The sequence below is a fragment of the Kitasatospora sp. NPDC029367 genome (assembly GCF_055569135.1).
In genome coordinates this window covers 139654-153835 of the sequence record NZ_JBVHYH010000001.1, presented here as the reverse complement: position 1 = coordinate 153835, position 14182 = coordinate 139654, and the positions used below count along the sequence as shown (strand labels likewise).

12 protein-coding genes are annotated in these 14182 nt (G+C 72.9%); 8 read left to right on the top strand and 4 right to left on the bottom strand.

Features of this window, described 5'->3' with window-relative positions:
* Positions 1-66: 66 nt before the first annotated feature.
* The 4 genes from ACZ4W5_RS00720 to ACZ4W5_RS00705 form a co-directional block, all read right to left on the bottom strand.
* The gene (locus ACZ4W5_RS00720; protein ID WP_465651796.1) at positions 67-1641 is read right to left on the bottom strand and encodes an NCS1 family nucleobase:cation symporter-1; all 1575 of its coding nucleotides are present in this window, start codon (positions 1639-1641) and stop codon (positions 67-69) included.
* Between the two features lie 74 nt (positions 1642-1715).
* Positions 1716-2729, bottom strand: a complete 1014-nt coding sequence (locus ACZ4W5_RS00715) for a TIGR03842 family LLM class F420-dependent oxidoreductase (protein ID WP_465651794.1) — start codon at positions 2727-2729, stop codon at positions 1716-1718.
* Between the two features lie 143 nt (positions 2730-2872).
* Positions 2873-4303 carry a dihydropyrimidinase gene (gene hydA, locus ACZ4W5_RS00710; protein ID WP_465651792.1) on the bottom strand — a complete coding sequence of 477 codons (1431 nt, stop codon included), beginning with the start codon at positions 4301-4303 and terminating at the stop codon, positions 2873-2875.
* 11 nt (positions 4304-4314) lie between these two features.
* The gene (locus ACZ4W5_RS00705) at positions 4315-5157 is read right to left on the bottom strand and encodes a nitrilase-related carbon-nitrogen hydrolase (RefSeq protein WP_360229882.1); all 843 of its coding nucleotides are present in this window, start codon (positions 5155-5157) and stop codon (positions 4315-4317) included.
* A gap of 494 nt (positions 5158-5651) precedes the next feature.
* On the opposite strand from ACZ4W5_RS00705, the gene ACZ4W5_RS00700 reads away from it, so the two are divergent.
* The 8 genes from ACZ4W5_RS00700 to ACZ4W5_RS00665 all read left to right on the top strand — a co-directional run bounded on the left by ACZ4W5_RS00700 (position 5652) and on the right by ACZ4W5_RS00665 (position 14038).
* On the top strand, positions 5652-8813 hold the full coding sequence (locus ACZ4W5_RS00700) for a hypothetical protein (RefSeq protein ID WP_465651790.1): 3162 nt from the start codon (positions 5652-5654) through the stop codon (positions 8811-8813).
* 148 nt (positions 8814-8961) lie between these two features.
* Positions 8962-9039 (top strand): putative leader peptide, encoded by a 78-nt coding sequence (locus ACZ4W5_RS00695; protein WP_101948289.1) that lies wholly within the window; start codon positions 8962-8964, stop codon positions 9037-9039.
* A 268-nt stretch (positions 9040-9307) separates the two neighbouring features.
* Positions 9308-9835, top strand: coding sequence for a cysteine dioxygenase (locus ACZ4W5_RS00690; protein WP_465651788.1), 528 nt, complete (start codon positions 9308-9310; stop codon positions 9833-9835).
* Entirely contained in the window at positions 9829-10215 is a 387-nt protein-coding gene (locus ACZ4W5_RS00685; protein WP_465651786.1) for a rhodanese-like domain-containing protein, read from the top strand. Before ACZ4W5_RS00690 ends, ACZ4W5_RS00685 begins: the two co-directional genes overlap by 7 nt.
* 278 nt (positions 10216-10493) lie before the next feature.
* On the top strand, positions 10494-11690 hold the full coding sequence (locus ACZ4W5_RS00680; protein WP_465651784.1) for an ABC transporter ATP-binding protein: 1197 nt from the start codon (positions 10494-10496) through the stop codon (positions 11688-11690).
* Positions 11680-12348, top strand: coding sequence for an ABC transporter permease (locus ACZ4W5_RS00675; RefSeq protein WP_188303439.1), 669 nt, complete (start codon positions 11680-11682; stop codon positions 12346-12348). The genes ACZ4W5_RS00680 and ACZ4W5_RS00675 overlap by 11 nt, the downstream gene beginning before the upstream one ends.
* Positions 12345-13022, top strand: coding sequence for an ABC transporter permease (locus ACZ4W5_RS00670; protein ID WP_465651782.1), 678 nt, complete (start codon positions 12345-12347; stop codon positions 13020-13022). The genes ACZ4W5_RS00675 and ACZ4W5_RS00670 overlap by 4 nt, the downstream gene beginning before the upstream one ends.
* A gap of 50 nt (positions 13023-13072) precedes the next feature.
* Complete coding sequence (locus tag ACZ4W5_RS00665) at positions 13073-14038, top strand: ABC transporter substrate-binding protein (RefSeq protein ID WP_465651780.1); 966 nt, start codon at positions 13073-13075, stop codon at positions 14036-14038.
* Positions 14039-14182: the final 144 nt, after the last annotated feature.

Genomic DNA, 14182 nt, shown 5'->3' with positions numbered 1-14182 from the left:
ACAGGTTTCAGCGAACAGATTTCAAAATCTGTTCGCTGAAACCTGTTATCTGTTCGCTGTCATCTGTTACCCGTCAGTCGTCCCCCGCCCGCTGCTCCCCGCCTCTCTCTCCTCTCCCCGCCCCGCGCTCAGCACCAGGTACACCACCGCCGACGACGCGAGCCCCACCGCCCACCCGTAGTCCGCCAACGGCTGGAGGAACGGCACCAACCCGTCCACCGGGAACGGTCCCTGCTTCACTCCGTGCGCGTCCACCGTCGAGTACGACCCCCCGACCGCCAGCAGACCGCCGACCAGCAGTGCGGCGACGGCCCGCCAGTTCCATCCGCCCGTGTACCAGTAGGCGCCGAACGGCCGGTAGAGCTCGGCGAGTTGCAGCCGGGTGCGGCGCAGCAGCCAGTAGTCGGCGATCAGCACCCCGGCGACCGTCCCGAGCAGGCCGCCGACCACGCCCAGCCAGACGTAGATGTAGACGTGCGGGTCGGCGGTCAGCCGCCACGGGAAAATGGCGATCCCGACCACGCCGGTGATCAGCGCCCCGGTGCGGAAGTTGATGAACCGGGGCACCAGGTTGGCCAGGTCGTAAGCCGGGGAGACGACGTTGGCGGCGACGTTCACCGACAGCGTCGCGATCAGGACGGTCAGCAGCGCGAACAGGAGCGCCACCGGACTCTCCATCTTCGCGGCGAGCTTGATCGGGTCCCACACCGGCTCGCCGTACACCGCCGCGGAGCCCGAGGTGACCAGCACCGACAGCAGCGCGAAGAGCGTCATCGTCGTCGGCAGGCCGAGGGCCTGGCCGCGGATCTGGGCCCGCTGGCTGCCGCCGAAGCGGGTGAAGTCGGGGATGTTGAGCGCCAGCGTGGACCAGAAGCCGATCATCCCCATCAGTGACGGGAAGAAGACCTTCCAGAACCCGCCGCCCCAGCCCAGTTTCGACGGCTGGTCGAGCAGCGGGCCGAGCCCGCCGGCCTTGACGCCGATCCAGACCAGCAGGGCGAGCGCGCCGACGATGACGAACGGCGCCGCCCAGTTCTCGAAGCGCCGCAGCGCCTCCATCCCCCGGGCGATGATGACCATCTCGACCAGCCAGAACAGCAGGAAGGAGGCCCACTGCGTCCACGGGTAGCCGCCGAACTCCGGTGCGGTCCGCCAGGATTCACCGAGAAGCCGACCCGCCAGCAGGAAGATCCCCTCGCCCCCGATCCAGGTCTGGATGCCGAACCAGGCGCAGGCCACCGCCGCCCGGATGAGCGCGGGCAGGTTGGCGCCGCGCAGCCCGAACGAGGCCCGCGCGAACACCGGGAAGGGAATGCCGTACTTCGTCCCGGCGTGCCCGGTGAGGAGCATCGGTGCGAGCACGATCAGGTTGGCGAGCGCGATGGTCAGCACCGCCTGCTTCCAGTCCATCCCGAGCGCGACCAGGCCCGAAGCCAGGGTCCAGGAGGGGATGTTGTGGGCCATGCCGACCCAGAGCGCGAGGAAGTTGTAGGTGGTCCAGGTACGCCGCCGCACCGGGACCGGCCGGAGGTCGTCACTGGTGAAACCGTTGGGGGGCAACACCCCTTCGACCGAGTCGAGTTCGACCCGGCCGTCGGAGTGCTGCCACTGTCCGCCACCGCCGGTCGCGATGTCGGCCATGGGCAACTCCCTTCTGCCACATGCTGGTTCCGGAGATCATGGATTCAGGGACCGCGACACCAGGAACCACGGGTTCAGAGGTGCGGGATGACGTCCGCCCCGTAGGCGTCGATGGTGGCCTCGACCGCGTCGTGCATGGCGTAGACGGCGAACTGGTCGACGCCGAGCGAGCGGAGTTCGGCGAGCCGGGCTCGCTGGGCCTCGACCGGTCCGATCAGGCAGAAGCGGTCGACGATCGCGTCCGGCACGAAGGCGGTGTCGGGGTTCCCGGCCCGGCCGTGGTGGCTGTAGTCGTAGCCCTGGCGGTCCTTGATGTACTCGGTGAGGGCGTCGGGCACCAGGTCGGAGTGTTCGCCGTAGTGGCTGACCAGGTCGGCGACGTGGTTGCCGACCATCCCGCCGAACCACCGGCACTGCTCACGGGCGTGGGCGAGCGCGGCGGGCGAGTCGTCGGCGGTGACGTACGCGGGCGCCGCAACGCAGATGGTGACGTCGGCCGGGTCCCGTCCCGCCTCGACGGCGGCCGCCCGGACGGCCTTGATCATGTACTCCGTGAGGTAGGGGTCCGCCAACTGGAGGATGAAGCCGTTGGCCTGACGTCCGGTCAGCGCGAGCGCCTTGGGCCCGTAAGCGCCCATCCAGATCGGCAGGGAGGCGCCGGGGCCGACCCACGGCAGGTGCATCTCGGTGCCGTCCACCTCGACGGTGCGCCCCTCGGCCAACTCCTTGATGGCGTGCATGGCTTGGGAGAGCCGGTCGAGGGTGGCGGGGCGACGGCCGGCAACCCGCATGGCGGAGTCGCCGCGGCCGATGCCGCACACCGTCCGGTTGCCGTACATGTCGTTGAGGGTGGCGAACAGGGAGGCGGTGACCTCCCAGGTGCGGGTGGAGGGGTTGGTGACCATCGGGCCGACGGTGAGGCGCTCGGTCTCGGCCAGGATGCGGCTGTAGATCACGAAGGGCTCCTGCCACAGCACGCAGGAGTCGAAGGTCCAGCCGTGGCTGAACCCGGCCTGTTCGGCGCGGATCATCCGGTCGATGAGCAGGCGGGCCGGCGGGTCGGTCTGCAGGACGAGGCCGATGTCCATGGGGTGCTCCGGGAGGGGTGGGAGGGCGGCCCAGGGCCGACGCGCTCGGCGCGGCCCCGGGCGACGAAGGAAGGACGGAGGTAAGTCAACGGGAGGGCGGAGGAAGGACGGAGGGAGGGAAGGCGGAGGGGAGACGAAGCGGATCAGGTCAGGTACTGGCAGGTGTCCCGGCGCAGGAAGGTGCCGTGTCCGGCCCGGCCGAGCCAGCGGCCGTCGTCCAGCACCACGGTGCCGCGCGAGAGCACCGTCCGGGCCCGGCCGGTGAGCCGGCGGCCCTCGTAGGCCGAGTAGTCCACGTTCATGTGGTGGGTGGCGGCGGAGACGGTCTGCACGGCGGTGGGGTCGTAGACCACGAGGTCGGCGTCGGCACCGGGCGCGATGGTGCCCTTGCGCGGGTGCAGCCCGAACATCCGGGCCGGGGTGGTGCAGGCGATCTCGATCCAGCGGCGCCGGCTGATCCGCCCGTCCACCACGGCCTGGTGCAGGAGGTCCATCCGGTTCTCCACGCCCGGGAGGCCGTTGGGGATCTTCGAGAAGTCACCGCGGCCGAGTTCCTTCTGCCCGACGTAGCAGAACGGGCAGTGGTCGGTGGAGACCACCTGGAGGTCGTTGGTACGCAGTCCGCGCCAGAGCGCCTCCTGGTGCTCGCGCGGCCGCAGCGGCGTGCTGCACACGTACTTGGCGCCCTCGAAGCCGTCGGCGCCCTCCTCGGCGAGGTTGTCGGTGGAGAGGAAGAGGTACTGGGGGCAGGTCTCGCCGAAGACGGGGAGCCCGGCGTCGCGGGCCCGGGCGAGTTCGTCGAGCGCCGAGGCGGCGGAGACGTGCACCACGTAGAGCGGGCTGCCGGCGACCTGGGCGAGCTTGATCGCCCGGTGGGTGGCCTCGGCCTCCAGGAGTTCGCGCCGGACCTCGCCGTGGTAGCGGGGGGCGGTGTGCCCGGCGGCGAGGGCCTGTTCGACCAGGACGTCGATGGCGATGCCGTTCTCGGCGTGCATCATGATCAGCCCGCCGTTGGCCGCGCCGCGCTGCATGGCGCGCAGGATGCGGCCGTCGTCGCTGTAGAAGACGCCGGGGTAGGCCATGAAGAGCTTGAAGGAGGTGGACTCGCCGGAGTCGACCAGCGCGTCCATCTCCTTGAGGACGGCGTCGTTGACGTCCGAGACGATGGTGTGGAAGGCGTAGTCGATCGCGCAGTTGCCCTCGGCCTTGGCGTGCCAGGCGTCCAGGCCCTCCCGCAGCGCCCCGCCGACGGGCTGGACGGCGAAGTCGACGATGGTGGTGGTGCCGCCCCAGGCGGCGGCGCGGGTGCCGGTCTCGAAGGTGTCGGAGGCGGCGGTGCCGCCGAACGGCAGCTCCATGTGGGTGTGGGCGTCGACGCCGCCCGGGATGACGTAGTGGCCGGTGGCGTCGATGACGGTGTCGGCGCTCCAGGCCTCGGCGGCGGCGCTGCCGGTGACGGCCAGGGCGGCGACGCGCTCGCCCTCGATCAGGACGTCGGCATGGAGTTCGTCGGTGGCGGTGATGACGAGGCCGCCGCGGACGACGGTGCGCTGCTGCGGGTCACGGGTGCTCATCGCGGTGCTCCTCAGGCCTCGGCGAGCGGTCCGTAGGCGTCGGGCCGGCGGTCGCGGTAGAACGCCCACTGCTGGCGGACCTGTTCGATCAGGCCGAGGTCGAGGTCGCGGACCACCAGCTCCTCCTCCTTGTCGGAGGCGACGTCGCCGACGAACTGGCCGCGCGGGTCGACGAAGTAGGAGGTGCCGTAGAAGTCGTTGTCGCCGTACTCCTCGGTGCCGACCCGGTTGATGGCGGCGACGAAGTACTCGTTGGCGACGGCGGCGGCGGGCTGTTCGAGCTGCCAGAGGTAGGCGGACAGGCCGCGGCTGGTGGCGGAGGGGTTGTAGACGATCTGCGCGCCGGCCAGGCCCAGGGCGCGCCAGCCCTCGGGGAAGTGCCGGTCGTAGCAGATGTAGACGCCGACCTTGCCGACGGCGGTGTCGAAGACGGGCCAGCCGAGGTTGCCGGGCTTGAAGTAGTACTTCTCCCAGAAGCCCTTGACCTGCGGGATGTGGTGCTTGCGGTACTTGCCGAGGTAGCTGCCGTCCGCGTCGATCACCGCGGCGGTGTTGTAGTAGACGCCGGTCTGCTCCTCCTCGTAGACCGGTACGACGATCACCATGCCCAGTTCGCGGGCGAGGTCCTGCATCCGGCGCACGGTCGGCCCGTCCGGGACGGCCTCGGCCCAGCGGTAGTGCTCGGGTTCCTGGACCTGACAGAAGTACGGGGAGTTGAACACCTCCTGGAAGCCGATGATCTTCGCGCCCTGGGCGGCGGCCTCGCGGGCGTACCGCTCGTGGAGCGCGATCATGCTCTCCTGGTCGCCGGTCCAGCGGGTCTGGACGAGCGCGGCACGGACGATCTGCGACATGGGTACCTCCGCAACTCCGCGTCCCGGCCGTGCGGTCGGGCCCGCGGTCTGAGGGTTGACGGGGCGGGTTTCGCCTGCGGCTCCGCTCGGGGGCCGCGGGGTTCTACGGAAGGGTCTACGTGCGTAGAAAGCGATCTGTAGACGGTAGGCCGGGCTTTGGTCGCCTGACAATACGTCGGCAGTAACGCCTATGGGGCGATCTTGTTACGCGGACACGCGGGTGGCCCTGGGTGGGATGAAATGCTCATCTACCCCATTGGTGGCCTCCTTACTCATTCGAGTGAAAGCGGGCACCGGGGGTGCGGAATCGGCCACGGCAGGGTAAAACGCGCCTTGACGGTGCGACGGATCGTCATCCGCCGCACGTTCGGGGCGACTTCGGTGATCGTGCGCTGATCATGCGCTGATCATCCGGGGTCGGATGCGGCGATCAAACACGGGGATCGGCCGCGGCGATCGACGGTCGGCAGGGGGCCGAACGGGGGGTGGTACTGATGACGGCGACGGACGAGCGCGCGGAGCGCACGGCGGGTGCGTCGGCGCCGACGGGGCGGCCGCCCGCCCTACCCGCCTGGGCGGGCCTGCTGCTCGCCCCCGGAGCCCTGCTGCCGCTCGCCGGCGGCCTCCTCCTCGCCCCCGGGCGGGTGCCGCGGGCCGGGCTGACGGCCCTGCGCCTGGCCGGCTCCCGGGCGGCCGCCGAGGCGGTGGTCGGCGGGAGCTCCGGGGCGTACCGGGCCGCCCTGGGCAGCGAGCCCTGGCTGATCGCCGGCTACGGGCTGACGCTGACGGCTGCGGCCCTGCTGGGCGGGTACGTGCTCGGCTGGCGCCACCGGCTCGGGCCGGCCCTGGTGGTCGGGGTCGCCGGGCTGCTCGCCGCCGGCTGCGACCTCGCCGCGAACGTCCTGCTGCGCCTGGGGCTCGACCACGCCGACTCCGACACTCCCTTCGTGGTGGCGGCGGCGCTCACCACCGTCAGCCGGCTGCTACTCCTGCCCGCCGGGGTGACGGCCGCGGCCCTGCTCGCGGTGACGGCCGCCAGGGCCGCTCGCGGGCTGCGCGCCACGGCGGTGAAACCGGGTGACGACGCCGACCCGGACCGCCCGGCGCTGATACCGCCCTGGCCCGTCCTCACCCGGCACGGCCACCCGCTGCACGGGCCCCGGCACGGGCTCCGACACGGGCTCCGACACGGGCTCCGGCCCGAACCACCGCCCGAACCGCAGCACGAGCCACCGCGCGAGTCACCCCACGAGTCGCCGCACGACTCCCGGCCCGGCCCCCGGCGGCCGGAGGCAGCGACGCCCCCTGACGCTCCCGGCACCCACGCCCACTGGCGGGACGCCGGCCGGGTGCCGCCCGGCCGCGAGCCCGCCGAGCTGGGCTTCTGCGCCTCGGGCGGCGGTATCCGCTCGGCCTGCGTCACGCTCGGCGCACTCCAGGCCCTGCGCCCGTGGCTGAAACGGGCCCGCTACCTGGTCTCCGTCTCCGGCGGCGGGTACACCGTGGGCGCGCTGCAGCTCGCGCTCAGCGACTCCGCGCCCCGCAGCCCGGTGCGCGCCGTCTCGGGCCTGACGGCCGACACGGTGCTGGAGCCCGGCTCCCCGGAGGAGGACCACCTCCGCCGCCACAGCAAGTACATCGCCGACGGCACCGGCGAGTGGCTGGTCGCCCTCGGGACGCTGCTGCGCGGCGTGCTCTCGGCGCTCAGCCTGCTGCTGGCCGCTGTCCTGGTGCTCGGCCTCGGCCTCAGCCGCTTCTACCACGCCGTCCCGCTCGCCGACCTGGACGCACTGGCCGCCGTCGGCCTGCGCCACCCGGGCGCCGTGCCGGGCGGGTTGGAGTTCCGCGCCCCCGCGCTGGCCGCCCTCGGCGTGCTGCTGGGCGCGGCGGCCTGCTGCTGGCTGCTGTGGCTGCTCGCCTTCCCACCACTCGGCTGGCACGCGCTGCTGCCGCGCACGCTGCGCCGGCTCAACTACGCCGCGCTCGCGCTGGCCGGGCTGCTGGCCCTCGGGGTGCTGGCGGTGCCGGGCCTGGCCTGGGGTGCGGTCCGGCTCCAACAGGCGCTGGCGGCCGGCCCGCAACTGACCGGCGCGGGGCTCAGCCTGACCGTGGTGCTCAGCTACCTCGCCCTGCTGCTCGGCATACTCTGGCGCGACCGCCGGGCGATCGGCGGCGGCGTGCGCGCGGCCGCCGGGGCGCTGCGCGGCGCGGGCCGGCTCGGCGGCGGGCTGACCGCCAACCTCCCGCAGTACCTGGTGGTCTGGGCCGCCCTCAGCGCCCTGACGGCCGGCGCGCTGCTGGCCCTCGGCTGGGCGGTCGCCACCGGGTACGCCTGGCCGACGGCCGTCCAGGTGCTGCTGCCGCTGGTGCTCGGCGCGGTCGGGCTCAACCTCGACCAGACCTGGATGAGCCTGCACCCGTTCTACCGGCTGCGCCTGGCCTCGGCCTTCGCCGTCCGCCGCGTCACCGAGGGCAGCCGCTCGCTCGCCCGCCCGTACGACTTCCACCGGGAGCAGACCTGGCTGAGCCACTACGGCGCCCGCCACCCCGACTTCCCCCAGGTGATCTTCTCGGCGGCGGCCAACCTGTCCGGCAACTCCCGTACCCCGCCCGGCCGTCGGGCGGTCTCCTTCTCCCTCTCGTACGACTACGTGGGCGGCCCGGACATCGGCTACGCGCGCACCGACCTGCTGGAGCGGCGGACGCGTCGGCACATCGCCCGGGACCTCACCGTGCAGTCCGCGATGGCCGTCTCCGGCGCTGCCTTCTCCTCCGCGATGGGCCGCCAGTCCAAGGTCTACCAGGGCCTGTTCGCGGTCACCAACGCCCGGCTCGGGACGTGGCTGCCCAACCCGGCGGAGCTCGGCCCGGCCTGGTCCGGCACGCCCGACTGGCGTCGCGCCGGGCAGCCCGCCGTACGCCGGCTGCCCTACCAACTCCGCGAGCTGACCGGCCGGTTCCCGGCGGACGACCGCTTCCTGCTCACCACCGACGGCGGGCACTACGAGAACCTCGGGCTGGTCGAACTGCTGCGGCACCGGGTCCGGACGGCGGTGAGCATCGACGCCAGCGGGGACTCCGGCTACGCAGCCAACCTGGCCGCCGCGATCACCCTGGCCCGCGAGGAGCTCGGCATCGTCATCACCCTGCACCGGCCGGAGCTGCTGATCCCGGGCAGCGCCACCAGCGCCGACGGGGCCGGCACCGACGGCGGCACTCCCCTGCGCGGGCTGGCGGCCCAGCTCTCCGAACGGCTCTCGGCCCGGGGCGTGATCACCGGGGACGTCCACTACCCGGCCATCGACGGCGAGCCCGACTCCGAACGGCACGGCACACTGATCGTCCTCCAGGCGGTGCTGACCGCCGACATGCCGTACGAGCTACAGTCCTACGCGGTGGCCCACCCGGCCTTCCCGAACGACGGCACCAGCGACCAGTGGTTCGACCACCAGCAGTTCGACGCCTACCAGACGCTCGGCCGCTACCTGGGCGAGCAGGCCGGACCGGTGATCGAACGGGCGCTGTCCGCCGCTGCGGCCGCCGCCACCGCACCTGCGCCCGCACCCGCACCCGCACCCCCACCCGTGCCCGCGCAGCCGCGCGGTGGGCCGCCCGCAGCATCCGAGCCGCCCGCCGGGGACCGGACCGAGAGCTGAACAGAACGCTGAGCAGAGAGCTGAGCAGAGGGCTGAGCCGGCGCCCCTGGCCGGGGCGCCGCGTCTCCCGTCCACAAGGCGCAACAGGCGGCAACAAACGGGCGCCCCGGCTTGACTTCGTCCGACCGGCTCGGAAAAGATCCGGGGCATGGACTCCGGCACCACTCTGGTTTGCCGCCTGCACGTCGATCTGCGACGCCAGGCGAGTTCCATCTGTGCCTGTTGACCCTGTTCCATTTCGCCGGTTCCGCCCTGTGACCACTGCCAGGGCCCGCACCGCGCAGCCGTACCCGCAGTCCTGAAACCCGCCCGCCCGGCGGCACCGCACGTGCCGTGCCCGGCCGGGTGCGGGCCGCTCCGCCGGCCCGCGCCCGTCACCGCCACGTCGCAGCAGCCGCAACCACGGCCGCAACAGCCGCACCCCGCGGCGGCGCGGCCCCGCCGCCGGATCCGAGCGCCCCTCCCGACGTTCCCGCCGCACCCGAGGACGCCCCATGAGCCTGGACCTCGCAACCGAGAACCCGACCCGCAGCCCCGAGCTACCCGCAGCCACCGACCCCGCACGGCCTCCACTCAGCCCGAGCACCCTGCGGACCGTGGTCCGGGAGCTGGCCGAGCGGCCCGACCAGTGGATCCACCTGGTCCGGCTCTCCACCGAGGAGCGCTGGTACCAGCGGCTGGTCGCCGACGACGACCACGAAGTCTGGCTGATCAGCTGGCTGCCCGGCCAGTCGACCGGCTTCCACGACCACGGCGGCTCGCGCGGCGCGTTCACCGTCGCGCTCGGCGAGTTGGAGGAGCTGTCCCTCGGCGGCCCGGACCAGGGCCTGCTGATCCGCAGGGTCCCGGCCGGCACGGCCCGCGCCTTCGGCCCGGAGTACGTGCACGACGTGCGCAACACCGCCTCGGGCCCGGCCGTCACCCTGCACGCCTACTCGCCCCCGCTGAGCTCGATGGCGCACTACGACCTGCGGGCCGGCGGGCTCGTCCGCACCTCTGAGGAAGGACCGGAGCAATGGTGACCACGATCGACGACCTGGTGGAGCGGGCCCGCGAGGGCGTCCACCGCCCGCGCGCCCGGGAGGCGTACCAGGCCCAGCTGGACGGCGCGCTGCTGGTGGACATCCGTCCGGCGGCGCAGCGGGCCGCCGAGGGCGGGATCCCGGGCGCGCTGGTCATCGAGCGCAACGTGCTGGAGTGGCGGCTCGACCCCACGGGCAGTCACCGCATCCCCGAGGCCTCGGGCTACGACGTCGAGGTGATCGTGGTCTGCTCCGAGGGCTACGCCTCCAGCCTGGCCGCGGCCTCGCTGCGCGAGCTCGGGCTGCACCGGGCGACCGATCTCGACGGCGGTTTCGTCGGCTGGGCGGCGTCCGGGCTGCCGACCCGTCCGGGCGACTGAACCCTCGGGCCCGCGGGGTGCTCCCGGACTGCTGAGCCCGGGTCACCTCACGGGGCACCGGGCCGCCGGGCCGGGAGTCACGCCGCGTGCCGGGCGGTAAATCAGGGACAGGAGATGATGCAGGTCATAGTCTGATCAGAGTTTCCGCCGGTCCGAAGCTGGGCAGCCAGGCGGGCGGAAGAACGCCCGGGCGGTGCGACCGCCGCCAACCGAACGACCCGAAAGACCGACCGACACAGGCGCCGCCTCCCCGGGGCGCCCTGACGAGGAAACACTCCGTGATCAGATTCGAGGGCGCCGGCAAGCGCCACCCAGACGGCACCATCGCGGTCGAGGGACTGGACCTGGAAGTCCCGACCGGTCGGATAACCGTCCTGGTCGGGCCCTCCGGGTGCGGCAAGACCACCCTTCTGCGCATGGTCAACCGGATGGTCGAGCCCACCTCGGGCCGGGTGCTGCTGGACGGCACCGACATCGCCGAACTGGAACCCGCCAAGCTGCGCCGAGGCATCGGGTACGTGATCCAGCAGGCGGGGCTGTTCCCGCACCGCAAGGTGATCGACAACATCGCCACCGTCCCCTACCTGCTCGGCTGGGACCGCAAGAAGGCCCGGGCCCGGGCCGCCGAACTGCTGGAGCTGGTCGGCCTCGCCCCCGAGACCGCCAAGCGCTACCCGTTCCAGCTGTCCGGCGGCCAGCAGCAGCGGGTCGGCGTGGCCCGGGCGCTGGCCGCCGACCCGCCGGTGCTGCTGATGGACGAACCGTTCAGCGCCGTCGACCCGGTGGTGCGGGCCGGCCTCCAGGAGGAACTGCTGCGCCTGCAGTCCGAGCTGCACAAGACCGTGCTGTTCGTCACCCACGACATCGAGGAGGCCGTCCGGCTCGGCGACCAGGTCGTGGTGCTGCGCGAGCACGGCCGGATCGCCCAGCTGGCCGACCCGCACACCCTGCTGACCGCCCCCGCGGACGACGGCGTCGCCGCCTTCCTCGGCCGCGACCGGGGCCTGCGCGGCCTGGGCCTGCGGCCCGCGAAGGCCGTCGAGCTCCGCCCGATCGACGACGGACTCCACCACGGGGGCTGGGAGTTGGCCCTGGACGACGAGCGCCGCCCGATCGGCTGGATCGACCGTGCCGCCGGGGCCACCGAACTGCGGCCGGCCGCCGGCTACCGCCCGGACACCGACACCCTGCGCGCCGCCCTGGACGCCGCCGTGCTCTCCCCCGCCGGGGTCGCGGTCGCGCTGGACGCCGCCGGCCGGGCGGTCGGCACCGCGGGCCGGGAGGCCGTCCTGGCCGCGCTCACGCCCGTCGCCCTCACCAAGGCGAACCGGGCGGCCGTGGCGCACGAGGCGAACAAGGCGGCCGTGGCGGACAAGGCGGCCGTGACGGACGAGGCGGACGGGGCGCACGAGGCGGACTTGGCGAACGAAGCGCTCCCGCAGTCCCCGACGGACGGAGCCGACGGTGGACGATGAACCGATCGTCCGCTGGTACTGGATCGGCGACCACCTCGGCTACCTCGGCAACCTGCTCGCCGACCACGCCGTGATCGCCCTGGTCCCGGTGCTCATCGGCCTGCTGCTGGCAGTTCCGCTGGGCCTGGCCTGTGCCCGCTTCCCCCGGCTCTACCAGCCGCTGTCCGCCGTCTTCAACATCGTCTACGCGCTGCCCTCACTGGCCGTCTTCGTGGTGCTGATCCCGTACACCGGGCTCGCCACCCAGGCGACCGTGATGATCCCGCTCACCTTCTACGCCCTCGCCGTCCTGCTGCCGACCACGGTGGACGGGCTGCGCGCCGTCCCGGACTCCGTCCGGCAGGCCGCCACCGCGATGGGGTACGGGCCCTGGCACCGGCTGACCGCCGTCGAACTGCCCGCCGCCGTGCCGTACCTGATCGCCGGGCTGCGGGTCGCGGCGGTGTCCAGCATCTCGCTGGCCAGCGTCGGCGCCCTGATCGGCCGCGGCGGGCTGGGCTACCTGTTCATCGACGGGTTCCAGCGGACCTTCCCGACCCCGATCGTGGCCGGGATCGTGCTGATCGCCGTGCTGGCGCTGGCCGTCGACCTGCTGCTGGTGGCCGCCCGCCGGCTGCTCGCGCCGTGGGCCGTCCGGGAGCAGGGGGCGGGCTCGTGAACTGGCTGAACTGGCTGAACGACTTCTTCTCCGACCCGGACCGCCGCAGCGGCCCGGACTCGATCGTGCACCGGGTCTCCGAGCACCTGCTGCTCTCCGGCGAGGCCCTGCTCTTCGCGGCGCTGCTGGCCGTCCCGCTCGGGCTGCTGATCGGCTACACCGGGCGCGGCGTCACGGTGGTCACCGCGCTGGCGGGGGCCGCCCGCGCCCTGCCCACCCTGGGTCTGGTCACGCTCGCGGTGCTGCTCGCCGGGGTCGGCGACACCGCCGTCCTGTTCCCGCTGGTCGCCCTGGCCGCGCCGCCGCTGCTGGTGGCGGCCGTCGAGGGGGTGCGCGGCACCGATCCGGACGTCCGGGACGCCGCGCGGGGGATCGGCCTGACCCACCCGCAGGTGCTGTTCCAGGTCTGCCTGCCCTCCGCCGCGCCGACCCTGCTGGCGGGCTTCCGGACCGCGACCGTCCAGGTGATCGCGACCGCCACGGTGGCCGCCTACGTCGGGCTGGGCGGCCTGGGCCGCTACGTCATCGACGGGCTGGCCACCCGGCAGTACGCGGTGACCGTGGGCGGCGCGCTGCTGGTGGTGCTGCTCGCGGTCGGTGCCCAACTGTTCTTCGCCCTGCTCGCCCGGTTCGCGCTCCCGCCCGGGGTGCGCGCCCAGCGCCGGACCCGCTGAGGCCCCTCCCTCTTCTCTCTCCCATTCGCTCCGGAAGGACAACTGTCATCATGTCGACATTCAACGGAAGCCGCCGCGCCGTACTCCTCGGCACCCTCGCCGCACTCGCCCTGGGCGCCACCGCCTGCGGCTCCTCGGGCAGCAGCAACCCGCTCGGCGGCGGGTCGAGCGCCTCCGCCGGTGCCACGGCCTCCGGCGGTGCCGCCGCGGGCGGCTCCGGTGGTTCCGGCGGGACCGTGGTGGTCGGCTCGGCGAACTTCCCGGAGAACGTGCTGCTCGGCTCGATCTACTCGCAGGCCCTCAAGGCCAAGGGCGTCAAGGTCCAGGAGAAGTTCAACATCGGCAGCCGCGAGGTGCTCTACGGGCAGTTGCAGAGCGGCAACCTGACCGTCCTGCCCGAGTACAACGGCGCGCTGCTCGCCTACCTGGACGCCAAGAACACCGCCGTCACCACCCCGGACGTGAACGCGGCGCTGACCAAGGCGCTGCCCGCCTCGCTGGCCATCCTCGACTCCTCCCCCGCGGAGGACAAGGACTCGCTCAGCGTCACCCAGGAGACCGCCGACAAGTACAGCCTCAAGAGCATCACGGACCTCGCGGCCAAGGCCGGCGAGTTCACCATCGGCGGTCCGCCGGAGTTCAAGACCCGCCGCGAGCAGCAGTTCAAGGACGTCTACGGGCTGACCTTCAAGGAGTGGAAGCCCACCGCCGACACCACCGCGAACGCGCTCAAGGACGGCAGCATCCAGGTCGGCAACGTGTTCACCACCGACCCGAAGATCGTCCAGTACAAGCTGGTGCCGCTGAGCGACCCGAAGAACGTCTTCGGCGCGCAGAACGTCACCCCGCTGGTCAACAAGGCGGGCGTGGACGCCAACGCGACGGCGGCGCTCAACGCGGTGTCGGCCAAGCTCGACACGGCCGGGCTGACGGCGCTGATGAAGCGGGTCTCGGTCGACAAGGAGGACCCGTCGGCGGTGGCCAAGGACTGGCTGAAGAGCAACGGGCTGGGCTGACGGTCCGACCTAGCCGTCCGCCGCCCGACTCGGCCCGGCCCTGCCCTGCCCTGGAATCGGCGGGCGGCGGGCGGTGGACAGCGGGCGGCAGACAGCGGCGCGGCGGGCGGCGGCACGGAGGGGCTTCCTCCGCGCCGCCGTTCG

Bases quoted from the DNA above. Each gene is read 5' to 3' on its own strand.
- ACZ4W5_RS00720 (WP_465651796.1), bottom strand. From the start codon at position 1,641: ATGGCCGACATCGCGACCGGCGGTGGCGGACAGTGGCAGCACTCCGAC.
- ACZ4W5_RS00715 (WP_465651794.1), bottom strand. From the start codon at position 2,729: ATGGACATCGGCCTCGTCCTGCAGACCGACCCGCCGGCCCGCCTGCTC.
- hydA (WP_465651792.1), bottom strand. From the start codon at position 4,303: ATGAGCACCCGTGACCCGCAGCAGCGCACCGTCGTCCGCGGCGGCCTC.
- ACZ4W5_RS00705 (WP_360229882.1), bottom strand. From the start codon at position 5,157: ATGTCGCAGATCGTCCGTGCCGCGCTCGTCCAGACCCGCTGGACCGGC.
- ACZ4W5_RS00700 (WP_465651790.1), top strand. From the start codon at position 5,652: ATGACGGCGACGGACGAGCGCGCGGAGCGCACGGCGGGTGCGTCGGCG.
- ACZ4W5_RS00695 (WP_101948289.1), top strand. From the start codon at position 8,962: ATGGACTCCGGCACCACTCTGGTTTGCCGCCTGCACGTCGATCTGCGA.
- ACZ4W5_RS00690 (WP_465651788.1), top strand. From the start codon at position 9,308: ATGAGCCTGGACCTCGCAACCGAGAACCCGACCCGCAGCCCCGAGCTA.
- ACZ4W5_RS00685 (WP_465651786.1), top strand. From the start codon at position 9,829: ATGGTGACCACGATCGACGACCTGGTGGAGCGGGCCCGCGAGGGCGTC.
- ACZ4W5_RS00665 (WP_465651780.1), top strand. From the start codon at position 13,073: ATGTCGACATTCAACGGAAGCCGCCGCGCCGTACTCCTCGGCACCCTC.